The organism is Bacteroides sp. GD17, from assembly GCF_038448625.1.
Classification (GTDB): Bacteria; Bacteroidota; Bacteroidia; order Bacteroidales; family Bacteroidaceae; genus Bacteroides.
Map to the genome: position 1 here is coordinate 1 of NZ_JBCEZS010000017.1, position 13,754 is coordinate 13,754.

Consider the following 13,754-nt stretch of genomic DNA (forward strand, 5'->3'; position numbering starts at 1 on the left):
TAATTATGTTGTGTCCGCCAAGTGGCGCAAAGCCTGGCGCAAGACGCTTGCATGCTGTTGGCATTCAACGTGTATGAGTGGCGCAAAGGGTGGCGCAGGAGTGGCGCAAAAAAACTGAATTTTACCACATCTTATCTGTTTCTTTCTCTACATCTATATCCGCAGGCAGCTCTCCGATTACCATGTCCCGTACCTCTTTTGAGATTTTACGGGTGCGTCGGGAGGTGGTTGGAGTAGTTGCTGTATTCAGATTCAATAATCCGTTGAGATGCTTTTTCACCTCTTCCAGTAACGAGGTATTGTCGATGCTCAGTATAGCATGTGCCAAGCGGGCTTTATCTGCTTCTAATTGTAAGGATGTCATAATTCAATCTCCTATATATTTATAAATACGACCTATGCAAAGTTATGAAAAAGATTCAAATGCGGAACTTTAGATAGTCTTTTTTTCTCACAAAAAGCACTTCTTCTTCTGTCAATTGTTAACCAACGTTATCATACCCGCGACAAATTGTTCCATTTGTAGTATTAATCGTTCAAAATAGTCTTTTTTTGGCAAAAAAAGCTATACAAGAGAACAACCAGAGCGATTTTGTTTATACATTTGCAAAGTTGTCTATGTAACTATTGGGATGAACAAACCATCGCTGACAAACGTTAATAAGTACGATCACTTATACGCGACTTACGATATACAATTTGAAATAATTAAGGAAAACAGAATAAAAAAGATTGCTTATGTCACAAATCATTGGACATATCTCACAGGTAATCGGACCTGTCGTAGACGTCTATTTCGAAGGTACGGACGCAGAATTAATGTTGCCCAGTATTCACGACGCACTGGAAATAAAGAGGCCGAACGGAAAGAGGCTGATTGTAGAAGTACAGCAGCATATCGGTGAAAACACTGTGCGAACCGTTGCCATGGATAGCACGGACGGCCTGCAAAGAGGAATGAAAGTATATCCCCTGGGTGGACCTATCACCATGCCGGTGGGCGAACAGATCAAAGGCCGCCTGATGAACGTAGTAGGCGACTCCATCGACGGCATGAAGGAACTGGACCGTACCGGTGCTTACCCCATACACCGCGACCCCCCGAAGTTTGAAGATTTAACGACCGTACAAGAGGTGCTCTTTACGGGTATCAAGGTTATCGACTTGCTGGAACCATACAGCAAGGGCGGTAAGATTGGTCTGTTTGGCGGCGCCGGTGTAGGAAAGACGGTGCTCATCCAGGAACTTATCAACAACATCGCCAAGAAGCAGCATGGCTTCTCTGTGTTTGCCGGAGTAGGAGAGCGTACCCGCGAAGGTAACGACCTGCTGAGGGAAATGATTGAATCCGGCGTTATCCGCTACGGCGAGGAATTCAGAAAGAGCATGGAGGAGGGACATTGGGACCTTTCCAAGATAGACTATGACGAAGTGGCCAAGTCTCAGGTATCTCTGATATTCGGCCAGATGAACGAGCCTCCCGGTGCACGTCAGTCGGTGGCGCTGTCCGGACTGACTGTGGCAGAGTCGTTCCGCGATATGGGTTCGGAAACGGGCGGATCGCGCGACATCCTGTTCTTTATCGACAATATCTTCCGCTTCACCCAGGCAGGTTCCGAGGTTTCGGCGCTGCTGGGACGTATGCCGTCCGCCGTAGGTTATCAGCCGACGCTGGCCACGGAGATGGGTGCCATGCAGGAACGTATTACCTCCACAAGAAACGGTTCCATCACCTCCGTGCAGGCTGTGTACGTGCCTGCCGATGACTTGACGGACCCTGCACCCGCCACTACCTTTACACACTTGGATGCCACCACGGTGCTGAGCCGTAAGATTACGGAGCTGGGCATCTATCCGGCGGTAGATCCGCTGGAATCGACTTCGCGCATTCTGGACCCGCACATTGTGGGCGAGGAGCACTACGAAGTGGCGCAGCGCGTGAAGCAGATTCTGCAACGCAACAAGGAATTGCAAGATATCATCTCCATCCTCGGTATGGAGGAACTCTCGGATGCCGACCGTACACTGGTGAACCGCGCCCGACGCGTGCAGCGCTTCCTGTCGCAGCCGTTTGCTGTTGCCGAGCAGTTTACGGGCGTTCCCGGTACGATGGTTTCCATAGAAGACACCATCAAAGGATTCAAGATGATTCTGGACGGCGAGGTGGATTATCTGCCCGAACCGGCTTTCCTGAATGTGGGGACGATTGAAGAGGCGATAGAGAAAGGAAAGGCATTGCTGGAACAAGCGAAGAAATAAACATTGAATGAATTGAAAAATAAAAGAAATGAAGGGATTACGATTAAATCTTGTATCGCCCGAGAAGGAGCTTTTTGACGGAGAAGTGGAGAGTGTGACGCTACCCGGTGTGATAGGCTCGTTCACCATTCTGCCGCAGCATGCGCCCATCGTGGCATCGTTGCAAGCAGGCGTGGTGACTTATGTGACCGAAGGCGGTGAGGAACATACGCACGAGATACATGGCGGTTTCATCGAAATGAACAGCAACAGCGTATCTGTCTGCGTAGACTGATCCCCCCGTTTAAATTGTTAACTTTTAATTTTTAATTATCATCGTGACCATAACCAAGCGAAATTACTTGTTGCAAACAGCAATCTTGACTTTGCTGGTAGGAGGAGTAGGTGGCTGGGTGTATTATTCGATTAATCCGCACCACTATTTCGGCGGCTATCCGCTGATTCCGCTTTTCTTCTTTATATTCGGCGCATTCATGATAAGTATGGTCGAGAGTTGCCGCCGGCGGATGCCGGGACGGATGTTGCAGATTTATCTGCTGATGCGCGTGATGAGGATGCTGGTGTCGATGATTGTAATGCTGACATATTGTGTGGCCGTGCGCCAGGAAGCCAAGTTGTTTCTGCTGACGTTTATAGCCAATTATCTGATATACTTGATTTATGATTCCTGGTTCTTCTTCACCTTTGAAGCAAACCGGAAACTGAAAAAGAAAAAAGAAAATGAAACAATTGCGTAACATACTGATAGGAACCCTGATGGCACTGGGAGTGTTGCTGCCTGCCACCGCGCAAGCCGATGTCATCCCCGACAATGTGACTCCTGCCGAGCAGAAGGAGAATACGGTGGACGTAAAGGAGATTGTATTCGGGCACATCGGCGACTCTTATGAGTGGCATATCACTACCTGGGGCAATACGCCGATTACCATTCCGCTGCCCATCATCGTCCACAGTTCTGCTACCGGCTGGCATGTATTTCTGTCCTCGCGCCTGGAAGAGAACGGCGGAAGTTACGAAGGCTTCTCCATCGCTCCCGAAGGCAGCAAGTACGAGGGCAAACTGGTGGAACATGATGCAGCGGGCAATGAAGTACGCCCGTTGGATATCTCCATCACAAAGGTGACGCTGGCCCTGCTCATCAACAGCCTGCTGCTGCTTGTCATTGTGTTGAGCGTGGCACATTGGTATCGCAAGCATCCGCAGGACAGTGCGGCACCCGGCGGCTTCGTGGGATTCATGGAAATGTTCATCATGATGGTGAACGATGATATCATAAAGAGCTGTGTGGGACCCAAATACCGCAAGTTTGCTCCCTATCTGCTGACGGCGTTCTTCTTTATCTTCATCAACAACCTGATGGGGCTGGTTCCGTTCTTTCCGGGTGGTGCCAACGTGACGGGAAACATCGCTATCACCATGGTGCTGGCTCTGTGTACGTTCGTGGCTGTCAACCTCTTCGGTACGAAGACCTATTGGAAGGACATCTTCTGGCCGGACGTGCCCTGGTGGCTGAAAGTGCCGGTGCCGATGATGCCGTTTATCGAGTTCTTCGGTATCTTTACGAAACCGTTCGCGCTGATGATCCGTCTTTTTGCCAATATGCTGGCAGGACACATGGCGATGCTGGTGCTGACGTGCCTGATCTTTATCTCGGCAAGCATGGGCCCCGCCCTGAACGGAACGCTGACCGTGGCTTCGGTGCTGTTCAACATCTTTATGAATGCACTGGAACTGCTGGTTGCCTTTATCCAGGCGTATGTATTCACCATGCTGTCGGCAGTGTTTATCGGTCTGGCGCAGGAAGAGCATAAGGGGAAGGTGGTGAAGTGATAGGGTGATAGAGTGATAGGATTGTTGACAATATATTAATAAAAAAATAACCATTTAAAAACTGAAAGTTATGTTACTATCTGTATTATTGCAAGCTGCTGCGGCAGGTGTGGGAGTTAGTAAGTTAGGAGCAGCCATAGGTGCTGGTCTGGCCGTTATTGGTGCCGGTGTAGGTATTGGAAAAATCGGTGGTTCTGCCATGGAAGCCATTGCCCGCCAGCCGGAAGCTTCGGGAGATATCCGTATGAACATGATTATCGCTGCCGCCCTGATTGAAGGCGTTGCTTTGTTGGCAGTCGTTGTCTGTCTGTTAGTTTTCTTCCTGTAAGTTGTAATTTATAATTAAAATTATGTCATTGTTATTACCCGATAGTGGTCTGCTGTTCTGGATGCTCCTTTCATTCGGCGTGGTGTTTGTAGTGCTGGCCAAGTACGGCTTTCCCGTCATCACGAAGATGGTGGAAGGCCGTAAGACCTACATCGACCAGTCCATGGAAGTGGCAAGAGAGGCAAACATCCAGCTCGCCAAACTGAAAGAGGAAGGCGAAGCACTGATTAATGCTGCCAACAAGGAGCAAGGACGCATCCTGCGGGAGGCGATGCACGAGCGTGACAAGATTATCGTCGAGGCACGCAAGCAGGCGGAAGCCGCCGCGCAGAAAGAGCTGGACGATGTGAAGAGACAGATACAGCAAGAGAAAGAAGAAGCCATCCGCGACATTCGTCGCCAGGTAGCAGTCTTGTCGGTAGATATTGCCGAGAAGGTAATCCGCAAGAACCTGGACGGGAAGCAGGAGCAGATGGCAATGATTGACCGGATGCTGGATGAAGTGCTGGCAGCAAGTAGGAATAATTAAAGCGGAAGCGGCAAACCGGGCTTCTGCCTTTAATTTTTAACTTAGAATTTAGAATATGGATATAGGAATTGTTTCAATGCGCTATGCGAAGGCACTGATGGAGTATGCCAAGAGCACGAATACAGAGGAGACTTTGTATCGGGAGTTTCGTATGCTGGCACGTAACATCAATAAGTATCCCGATCTGCGTGCAGCATTGGCGAATCCCATCCTGACGATACGTGAGAAGTTTACACTGATCTGTACCGCTGCCGTGGGCGACACCCCTGCCGGACGCGAGTTCACCCGCTTCATCACCCTGGTGCTGAAAAACCGGCGGGAGAATTTCCTCCAGTATATCTGCCTGAGCTTTCTGGACTTGTACCGGAAAGACAAGCACATCGGTGTAGGAAAGCTGATTACAGCCGTACCGGTGAGCAGGGAAGTGTGGGAACGTATCCGCGACAGTGCCGCTACTTTGCTACATGCCGGCATGGAGTTGCAGACCGAAGTAGATCCTTCCATCGAAGGTGGCTTCATCTTCGACATCAACGACTTCAGGCTGGATGCCAGCATCGCTACACAACTCAAGAAGGTGAAACAGCAGTTCATTGATAAGAATAGAAGAATTGTATAAAACGAATAAGTTATGTTGTCTGAAAATATAAAAGTAAGCGAAGTTTCCGATGTACTCCGCAGGCAGCTCGAAGGTATTGACGCACGGGTGCAGTTTGATGAAATAGGCACGGTGCTGCAAGTCAGCGACGGCGTGGCACGTATCTACGGACTGCGCAATGCCGAAGCAAATGAGTTGCTGGAGTTCGACAACGGTATCAAAGCCATCGTGATGAACCTGGAAGAGGACAATGTGGGTGCCGTGTTGCTGGGACCTACGGACAAAATCAAGGAAGGCTTCATCGTGAAACGTACCAAGCGCATCGCTTCCATCATGGTGGGCGAGGGTATGCTGGGACGTGTCATCGACCCGCTGGGCGAGCCCCTGGACGGCAAAGGACTGATAGGCGGCGAACTCTGCGAAATGCCGCTGGAACGCAAGGCACCGGGAGTTATCTACCGTCAGCCGGTGAACCAGCCGTTGCAGACGGGACTGAAAGCCGTGGACGCCATGATACCTATCGGCCGCGGACAGCGTGAGCTGATTATCGGTGACCGCCAGACGGGAAAGACTGCCATTGCCATCGATACCATCATCAACCAGCGTGCCAATTTCGAGGCAGGCGATCCGGTGTATTGTATCTATGTGGCTATCGGCCAGAAAGGTTCTACGGTTGCTTCCATCGTAAATACGCTGCGTCAGTACGGCGCTATGGATTATACCATCGTGGTGGCTGCCACGGCAGGCGACCCGGCTGCATTGCAGTATTACGCACCGTTTGCGGGGGCTGCCATCGGAGAGTATTTCCGTGATACCGGCCGACATGCGCTGGTGGTGTACGATGACTTGTCGAAGCAGGCGGTGGCCTATCGTGAAGTGTCGCTGATTCTTCGTCGTCCGTCGGGACGTGAGGCATATCCGGGTGATATCTTCTACCTGCACTCCCGTCTGCTGGAGCGTGCGGCAAAGATCATCAGCCAGGAAGAAGTGGCGCGCGAGATGAACGACTTGCCCGAGAGTCTGAAAGGCAAGGTGAAAGGCGGCGGTTCGCTGACGGCATTGCCGCTTATCGAGACGCAGGCCGGAGACGTATCGGCGTATATCCCTACGAACGTGATTTCTATTACGGACGGACAGATATTCCTTGATACGAATCTCTTTAATCAGGGTAACCGCCCGGCCATCGACGTAGGTATCTCCGTGAGCCGTGTAGGTGGTAACGCACAGATCAAGGCCATGAAGAAGGTGGCAGGTACGCTGAAGATAGACCAGGCGCAGTATCGTGAACTGGAAGCGTTTACCAAGTTCAGCGGTGATATGGACCCCGTGACGGCACTGACCATTGACAAGGGACAGAAGAACACGCGTCTGCTGGTACAGCCGCAATACAGCCCGATGCCGGTAGAGAAGCAGGTTGCTATCCTTTATTGCGGCACACACGGGTTGCTGAAGAATGTGCCTTTGGACAAGGTCAGGGATTTTGAACGTAGTTTCCTTGAATCTCTTGAAATGAATTATCGGATGGAGGTGCTCGATGTATTGAAGTCGGGCGTTATCAACGATGATGTCTGCAAGAAGATTGAGGAGACGGCAGAGGTAGTTGCAAGACAGTTTATGTAAATAGCAGGATATGGCTTCACTGAAAGAGGTAAAAAATAGAATTAGCTCCGTCAAGAGTACGCGTCAGATTACATCGGCGATGAAGATGGTGGCATCTGTCAAACTGCACAAGGCGCAGGGGCGGATTGAAAATATGCTGCCTTATCAACGGAAGCTGAATGAGATATTGACGAACTTCCTGCGTACGGATGCTTCGTTCGAGTCTCCCTATACGGAGACGCGGACGGTGGCGAGGGTGGCGATTGTGGTGTTCTCGTCCAACAGTTCGCTGTGCGGTGCCTTCAACTCGAACGTGGCGAAGATGCTGGAACGGGTGTTGGAGGATTACCGGTCGCTGGGTAAGGAGAATATACTGATTTATCCCGTGGGCAGGAAAGTGGAGGAAGCCGTCAAGAAGTTGGGATATGAGCCGCAAGGCAGTTATCAGACGATGGCGGACAAACCTTCGTATGTCGATGCGTATGCGCTGGCAGGGGAGTTGATGAAGGAGTTTGTGGAGAAACGTGTTGACCATGTGGAACTGATTTATCATCATTTCAAGTCAATGGGTTCGCAAGTGTTGCTTCGCGAGAATTATCTTCCTATCGATTTGGCGCATGTGGCGGAAGAGGCGGCGGAAGGAACTGAAGCAGGGGAAGCTGCACGGAGTTTCAACAATGATTATATTGTGGAACCGTCGGTAGGGGAACTGATAGCGGAGTTGCTACCCAAGGTGCTGAGTCAGAAGATATTTACAGTGCTCCTCGACTCCAATACCTCGGAACATGCCGCCCGCATGCTTGCCATGCAGACCGCAACGGACAATGCCAATGAACTGATTCAGGACTTGACGAAGCAGTACAACAAGAGCCGTCAGCAGGCAATTACAAATGAGTTGCTGGACATTATCGGCGGTAGCTTGAAGTAGTTATTTGCAAATAAGTATAATTATAGGACAAGGATAACGAAATAAGCGTTATCTTTGTCCTATTATCGTATATAATATGGAACAAAACACTGAATTGGCGCTTGCATGGCAATTTGTTGAAAACACAGGCACACATCTATTCTTGACCGGTAAGGCAGGTACCGGAAAAACAACTTTCCTGCGAAAACTGAAATCAGAGAGTCCCAAGCGGATGATTGTGCTTGCACCGACGGGCATAGCAGCAATCAATGCGGGCGGAATAACAATTCATTCATTCTTTCAACTACCCTTTGCCCCTTATGTACCGGAGAGTTCGTTCAGCACGGACGGCAAGGCAAGTTACCGGTTCCGGTACGGGAAGGAGAAGATCAATATTATACGCAGCATGGACTTGCTGGTGATTGATGAAATCAGTATGGTACGCGCTGATTTGCTGGATGCCGTAGATGCTGTGCTGAGACGTTTCCGTGACCGGAGCAAGCCCTTCGGCGGCGTGCAACTGCTGATGATTGGAGACCTTCAGCAACTTTCTCCCATAGCAAAGGACGATGACTGGCAGATGCTGAGCAAGTATTACGATACTCCTTATTTCTTTTCAAGCCAGGCACTGAAGCAGACGGAATACTGCACTATAGAACTGAAGAAAGTGTACCGGCAGAGTGACGGGGCTTTCCTTGAACTGCTGAACCGCATCCGCGAAAACCGTTGTGACGCGCAAGTGATGGAGGCATTGAACCGCCGTTATATCCCTAATTTTGAGCCTGAAAAAGAAGAAGGTTACATCCGTCTGGTAACCCATAACTACCAGGCGCAACGCATCAATGACCATGAGTTGGAACAGCTTCCGGGACGTTCGTACGCCTTCCGTGCTACGCTTGGCGGGAAGTTTCCCGAATATTCTTATCCTACGGACGAGGTGCTGGAATTGAAACGGGGTGCCCAGGTGATGTTCGTTAAGAATGATACTTCGGGAGAACATCGCTACTACAACGGTATGATCGGAGAGGTGACGGATGTCTCGGCAAGTGGCATCGAAGTGCGCAGTAAGGGAAGTGATGTCCGGTTTGCCCTGCAGGAGGAGGAATGGACGAATGCAAAATATGTATTGGACGAGGAAACGAAAGAAATTACGGAAGATATCGAGGGAACTTTCCGCCAGTACCCGTTGAAACTGGCTTGGGCTATTACGATCCATAAGAGCCAGGGGCTCACGTTTGAGCGTGCCATTATAGATGCCAGCGCCTCGTTTGCACACGGGCAGACGTACGTTGCACTGAGCCGTTGCAAGACATTGGAAGGAGTGGTGCTCAGTGCACCGCTTTCGGCTAGGGCGGTAATCAGTGACAGTGCGGTAGATACGTTTACGATGGAGGCGCGGAAGAGTGAGCCGGATGAGAAGCGGTTTCGTTCGTTACAGCAGACTTATTTCCTGGAACTATTGTCGGGCTTGTTCGATTTTCAACCGCTGGAGCAGGCGCTAAGGCGGTATGTACGATTGGTGGACGAGCATCTGTACAAGCTCTTCCCCAAGCAACTGGCGGCGTATAAAGAGGAAGTGGAACGTTTCCACGAGAAAGTGACGAAGGTGGCGCAGAAGTTCAGCCTGCAATATACCCGCTTGGTTGATGCTTCGGAGGATTATGCAACGGATGAGACGTTGCAGAAGCGTATTCATGCCGGGGCGGTTTATTTTCAGGATGAGTTGCAACCGCTGGATGCAATGATGGGGAATACGGTGGCTTCGGATAACAAAGAGTTGAAGAAGAAGTTGCGGGAGACGATGGAGGAGCTGATAGATATCTTCGATCTGAAGTCCGAACTGTTGAATTACGTCTGTCAGTGTGGATTTCATGTGACGGAGTATTTGAAGCAGAAGGCAATTCTGTCTATTGATAATTCGGTGTTTCAGAAAGGGAAGGGGAAGGAGAAAACTGCTACCGGAAAGGAAACATCGCAGAAGAAAGCACGGCAGGAAGGAGCAGAAGATGGTGCAGGAAAGAATACGCGTGAAAGAAAGGCGTCTGCCTTCGAGGTGCCATCGGACGTCTTGCATCCGGAACTATACAACCGGCTGGTGGCGTGGCGCAATGCGGAAGCTTCGCAGTTGGGATTGCCTGTGTATACGGTCATTCAGCAGAAAGCGATTTTGGGCATCAGTAATCTGTTGCCTTCGGACAAGGCGATGCTGGTGCGCATTCCGTATTTCGGTAAGAAAGGGGCGGAGAAGTATGGAGACGTGATTCTGGAAATGGTACGCAGCTATCGGAAAGAGAAGGGGCTGGCGGAGCCGGAATTATTGTAGCCTGAAGGCATAGTAAGATAAAACAAATATCGTGTTTGCAGGAAATTAACTTCGTGCAGACACGATATTTGTTTTTTGTACTACACGAAGTTAATTTGTTGCACGACACGATATTAATATTCTCTTTACGCGTAGAGAAGGGATGCTTCGCTTCGCTCTGCATGACGGAAGAAGTAAATGCTTCTTTTAGAGTTCAAACATCAGTCTTATTCCTTCGTCCAACGTATGCGGCCGATATCCTAACTCCTTCTTTGCCTTCTCGATACTCAGCCCGCTGAAACGGGGACGCGGAGTTTTTTCTCCCATTTCCTGAGTAGTGACGGGGCGGATAAGAGAACGGTTCAGACCTAATACGTCCGCTACGCGGTAGGCTATATCAGCAATCGTCAGGCAATCGCTTCCGCAGAGGTGGTAGATGCCGTTGTGCGGATGGTTTATCAGCTTTTCTACTCCTTGAGAGATATCTCCGACAAAGGTAGGGGTGCGCCACTGGTCGGAGACGACGAAGATTTCTTCGTTATTCCTCAACCGGTTGGCTACTAATTGGAGAACGTTGCCATGTTGTCCCGGAAGGGCGGCGCCGTAGACCACCACTACGCGCACAATGGCATAATCCCGGCAAATGGCAGCGATACGCTTTTCACCTTCTAGCTTGGTATAGCCGTAATAATTGACGGGAGCAGGAACGTCTTCTTCCGTGTATGGCCGGTCGGTGTCGCCACTGAACACGAAGTCTGTGGAAAGATGGATAAGGCGGCTGTTGTGCGCTTTGCAGCAGTTTGCCAAGTGCTCTACGGCAGTGATGTTGATGGCGTCTGCCTCGTCGTGATGCGTTTCGCAATAATCGGGAACGGAGAGAGCGGAGGTGTTGATAACAACGTCGGGACATACTTCTTTGAATAGCTCTTCCAATGCAGCACTGTCGCAAATATCCGTACGGATGAAGCGGTAATCTCCCGAATGGGGACAAATGTCATCGTGCAGGGAACAGCCCGTAACCTGATAGGACAGGTTGCGGGAGAGATCGTCGAGGATGCGGCGGCCGGTGAAACCGTTGGCGCCTATGATTAGTATTTTCTTTCTCATAATGTATTTCGTTTGTTTACCAGTTTGGCGTTCCTCTTCCTTGCTGCACCTCAATCCGTATGCCGAACGCACCGTTTGCCGATTTCATCTCGAATGCTCCTTTGAAATTATTCTTCTCCCAAGGCAGGGCCGAAGGATTGGGCACTTTCCATCCATCCTTGTCGTACTCTCCGTATGTATTAATCCGCATACCGTTCTTCAGCGTAAAGCTCCCCATCTGCAAGTTATCGGTAGAGCCCCAGAAACTGTTCAGACCGAAAGGATCCGAACTGAAGTACCGCGAATTGTTGAGAGAGAATATATTGGAGAGCCCTTGCGAATAAGTGACATTCGGATTCAACTGGAAGATGCGGTTGTAATCTTTGCTGGCATCGGGTATCTCCAAAGTGAACCGGGGCAGAGTGGGAGCAGACAGATTCATCAGCCCCATATCGAGCAGAAAGCCATCGTAGTTTTTCACGTCCGGCAAAGGACTTCCTTCCGACAGGGGAATGCCTTCGGGAGTTACACCTCCGGGTACAGACGTTGCCCGTACGCTATCGGTAGGTACCTCATTTTGGGCACCGACGGTGGAAATGCCTGCAAGCAAAGCAATGATACAGAAGAAGATTCGTTTCATACCTTGTTCTTATTTAAGTTGAACAAAGATACTTTTTTCCCTCTATTCCGTGAAATTTCTTTGCATTATTTCTATTTACTTACCAATATAGATACTTATTTGCCGAGGCGGATGACCGGATAAAGTAGTGGCACTGTGGTCCATTTCATCTTCGTAGGGTCGTATACACGCTCCATGCCGCCATGTATCTCGATGTGGTTGTTTATTTTATACTCCATCACTATGCCGTAATTGCTCTGAGGATACATCGGGTTCATATATCCGTGGAAGGAATTGCTTTTACCATAACCCGAGTATTGCCCGAAGGCACGCACGCGCAAATGGTCGTTGATGCGGTAGGCAAGCGAAGCATTCAGCCCTAAATCCCATTGAGTGCCCCTTGGAGCATCAAGCTTGGCATACCGGGCCCCTGATATGGAAGAAGGCGTAGCCATCGAGTAATTGGCGGCATATACCCCTCCGCTCAGTTCCCAATGCTCATCGGGACTGTAATAGGTGATTCCCGCTCCGGCTTGCATCATGGAACCCATTGCAGGATAGGTGGAGTGGTCGCCGTACATTGTCAGTATGACCCCGGGCGAGAGCAGAAAGTCGGCATAGCGCTGGAAGTCCGCATCAAACAGATCACTTTTGAAATGAATCTTCTCCATGTCAGTCCAGGGAAGAGGCTCGATGTATTCCTCCGGAGTGAAATGAAACTTTACGCTGTCCTGCTGATGCGTTTGCATCCCCTGTTCCGGTTGAATTTCGGAAGCTCCTCCCGTCCGCTTGGGCGGTGTGTGCTGCTTGGGGAAGGCAGGAACTTGCTCTTGCTTCACCGGAAGACGGTTCTTTATCGTGTCTGCCGGAAGCTCGTTCTGGGCATAGGCGCAGAGCGAAGAAAGAATGAATACAGATAATAATAATGTTCTCATAAATAGTAGTTTAGTTTGTTTTTAGTTTACTATCAGTTTATAGCCTATTCCGCGTACGTTGACGATGCGGATGCGGTCGTCCTGAGAGAGTTTGTGCCGCAGCTTGGTGATGAAGACGTGTAGGCTGCGGGAGTTGAAGAAGCTGTCGTCTCCCCAGAGGTCGAGCAGTACATTTTGGGTATTGACTACCTGGTTACGGTTTTCGCAGAGGCGTTTCAGTATTTCCGACTCGCGGTGGGAGAGCTCCATTTCGGTGTCGACGTGCGGCGAGGTGATGGTGCCGATGAAGGTGAGCCGTTGCGTGACGGAGTTGAAACGGTAGTCGCCTATCTCGAAGCTGGTGACTTCCCGTGGCGCCTCGCTCGTAAAGGAGAAAGCACGGCCCACGAGTGCCTTGATGCGGATCATGAGTTCCTGCATGCCGAAGGGCTTTTTCAGGTAGTCGTTAGCGCCCAGTTCAAAGCCTTCCACTACGTCGTTGATGGCAGAACGAGCAGTGAGGAACAAGACCGGGGTGCGCTTGTCTGTCTGACGGATGCGGCGCACCATCTCGAAGCCGTCCATGCGGGGCATCATCACGTCGGCCACCAGCACGTCGGGGCGGAGGTCGAAGAACAGGCGCAGGCCTTCTTCGCCGTCGGAGGCGGTGTGGATGATGAAGTCCCGACCTTCCAGCGTATCTTTGATAATCATGGCGAGGGTTTCTTCGTCCTCGACCAGTAGAACGGTTATCTTTTCCATTAGCTGTATATTGTTTTAAATTCC

General features: G+C 50.3%; 15 protein-coding genes. 10 read left to right on the plus strand and 5 right to left on the minus strand.

The features are described from left to right. Positions 1-121: 121 nt before the first annotated feature. Positions 122-364, minus strand: a complete 243-nt coding sequence (locus tag AAE250_RS20330; RefSeq protein ID WP_294600190.1) for a hypothetical protein — start codon at positions 362-364, stop codon at positions 122-124. 374 nt (positions 365-738) lie between these two features. On the opposite strand from AAE250_RS20330, the gene atpD reads away from it, so the two are divergent. The 10 genes from atpD to AAE250_RS20380 all read left to right on the plus strand — a co-directional run bounded on the left by atpD (position 739) and on the right by AAE250_RS20380 (position 10,370). Beyond that, positions 739-2,259 (plus strand): F0F1 ATP synthase subunit beta, encoded by a 1,521-nt coding sequence (gene atpD, locus AAE250_RS20335; RefSeq protein WP_294600187.1) that lies wholly within the window; start codon positions 739-741, stop codon positions 2,257-2,259. Positions 2,260-2,287: 28 nt separating this feature from the next. Beyond that, entirely contained in the window at positions 2,288-2,533 is a 246-nt protein-coding gene (gene atpC, locus AAE250_RS20340; RefSeq protein ID WP_294600184.1) for an ATP synthase F1 subunit epsilon, read from the plus strand. A gap of 43 nt (positions 2,534-2,576) precedes the next feature. After that, positions 2,577-2,996 (plus strand): hypothetical protein, encoded by a 420-nt coding sequence (locus AAE250_RS20345; protein ID WP_294600181.1) that lies wholly within the window; start codon positions 2,577-2,579, stop codon positions 2,994-2,996. After that, the gene (atpB, locus tag AAE250_RS20350) at positions 2,980-4,089 is read left to right on the plus strand and encodes a F0F1 ATP synthase subunit A (RefSeq protein ID WP_294600177.1); all 1,110 of its coding nucleotides are present in this window, start codon (positions 2,980-2,982) and stop codon (positions 4,087-4,089) included. Before AAE250_RS20345 ends, atpB begins: the two co-directional genes overlap by 17 nt. 70 nt (positions 4,090-4,159) lie before the next feature. Beyond that, positions 4,160-4,417, plus strand: coding sequence for an ATP synthase F0 subunit C (gene atpE, locus AAE250_RS20355; RefSeq protein ID WP_005829122.1), 258 nt, complete (start codon positions 4,160-4,162; stop codon positions 4,415-4,417). Positions 4,418-4,439: 22 nt separating this feature from the next. Continuing rightward, the gene (gene atpF / locus AAE250_RS20360; RefSeq protein WP_294600145.1) at positions 4,440-4,946 is read left to right on the plus strand and encodes a F0F1 ATP synthase subunit B; all 507 of its coding nucleotides are present in this window, start codon (positions 4,440-4,442) and stop codon (positions 4,944-4,946) included. 55 nt (positions 4,947-5,001) lie between these two features. Beyond that, on the plus strand, positions 5,002-5,562 hold the full coding sequence (locus tag AAE250_RS20365; protein WP_294600142.1) for a F0F1 ATP synthase subunit delta: 561 nt from the start codon (positions 5,002-5,004) through the stop codon (positions 5,560-5,562). A 15-nt stretch (positions 5,563-5,577) separates the two neighbouring features. Beyond that, positions 5,578-7,161: a F0F1 ATP synthase subunit alpha gene (gene atpA / locus AAE250_RS20370; protein ID WP_294600212.1), complete on the plus strand. Its 1,584-nt coding sequence runs from the start codon at positions 5,578-5,580 to the stop codon at positions 7,159-7,161. 10 nt (positions 7,162-7,171) lie between these two features. Beyond that, complete coding sequence (locus AAE250_RS20375; protein WP_294600138.1) at positions 7,172-8,068, plus strand: F0F1 ATP synthase subunit gamma; 897 nt, start codon at positions 7,172-7,174, stop codon at positions 8,066-8,068. 76 nt (positions 8,069-8,144) lie between these two features. Beyond that, entirely contained in the window at positions 8,145-10,370 is a 2,226-nt protein-coding gene (locus AAE250_RS20380) for an AAA family ATPase (RefSeq protein WP_294600135.1), read from the plus strand. 186 nt (positions 10,371-10,556) lie between these two features. On the opposite strand, the gene AAE250_RS20385 is transcribed toward AAE250_RS20380, so the two are convergent. The 4 genes from AAE250_RS20385 to AAE250_RS20400 all read right to left on the minus strand — a co-directional run bounded on the left by AAE250_RS20385 (position 10,557) and on the right by AAE250_RS20400 (position 13,730). Next, positions 10,557-11,456: an SDR family oxidoreductase gene (locus AAE250_RS20385; protein ID WP_294600132.1), complete on the minus strand. Its 900-nt coding sequence runs from the start codon at positions 11,454-11,456 to the stop codon at positions 10,557-10,559. A gap of 16 nt (positions 11,457-11,472) precedes the next feature. Then, positions 11,473-12,075 (minus strand): occludin, encoded by a 603-nt coding sequence (locus AAE250_RS20390; RefSeq protein WP_294600129.1) that lies wholly within the window; start codon positions 12,073-12,075, stop codon positions 11,473-11,475. Positions 12,076-12,170: 95 nt separating this feature from the next. Then, on the minus strand, positions 12,171-12,989 hold the full coding sequence (locus AAE250_RS20395; protein ID WP_294600126.1) for a hypothetical protein: 819 nt from the start codon (positions 12,987-12,989) through the stop codon (positions 12,171-12,173). Positions 12,990-13,010: 21 nt separating this feature from the next. Next, the gene (locus AAE250_RS20400; protein WP_294600123.1) at positions 13,011-13,730 is read right to left on the minus strand and encodes a response regulator transcription factor; all 720 of its coding nucleotides are present in this window, start codon (positions 13,728-13,730) and stop codon (positions 13,011-13,013) included. Positions 13,731-13,754 lie beyond the last annotated feature (24 nt).

Coding starts and splice junctions, on each gene's coding strand:
- AAE250_RS20330 (WP_294600190.1), bottom strand. CDS start 364: ATGACATCCTTACAATTAGAAGCAGATAAAGCCCGCTTGGCACATGCT.
- atpD (WP_294600187.1), top strand. CDS start 739: ATGTCACAAATCATTGGACATATCTCACAGGTAATCGGACCTGTCGTA.
- atpC (WP_294600184.1), top strand. CDS start 2,288: ATGAAGGGATTACGATTAAATCTTGTATCGCCCGAGAAGGAGCTTTTT.
- atpB (WP_294600177.1), top strand. CDS start 2,980: ATGAAACAATTGCGTAACATACTGATAGGAACCCTGATGGCACTGGGA.
- atpE (WP_005829122.1), top strand. CDS start 4,160: ATGTTACTATCTGTATTATTGCAAGCTGCTGCGGCAGGTGTGGGAGTT.
- atpF (WP_294600145.1), top strand. CDS start 4,440: ATGTCATTGTTATTACCCGATAGTGGTCTGCTGTTCTGGATGCTCCTT.
- AAE250_RS20365 (WP_294600142.1), top strand. CDS start 5,002: ATGGATATAGGAATTGTTTCAATGCGCTATGCGAAGGCACTGATGGAG.
- AAE250_RS20375 (WP_294600138.1), top strand. CDS start 7,172: ATGGCTTCACTGAAAGAGGTAAAAAATAGAATTAGCTCCGTCAAGAGT.
- AAE250_RS20380 (WP_294600135.1), top strand. CDS start 8,145: ATGGAACAAAACACTGAATTGGCGCTTGCATGGCAATTTGTTGAAAAC.
- AAE250_RS20385 (WP_294600132.1), bottom strand. CDS start 11,456: ATGAGAAAGAAAATACTAATCATAGGCGCCAACGGTTTCACCGGCCGC.
- AAE250_RS20390 (WP_294600129.1), bottom strand. CDS start 12,075: ATGAAACGAATCTTCTTCTGTATCATTGCTTTGCTTGCAGGCATTTCC.
- AAE250_RS20395 (WP_294600126.1), bottom strand. CDS start 12,989: ATGAGAACATTATTATTATCTGTATTCATTCTTTCTTCGCTCTGCGCC.
- AAE250_RS20400 (WP_294600123.1), bottom strand. CDS start 13,730: ATGGAAAAGATAACCGTTCTACTGGTCGAGGACGAAGAAACCCTCGCC.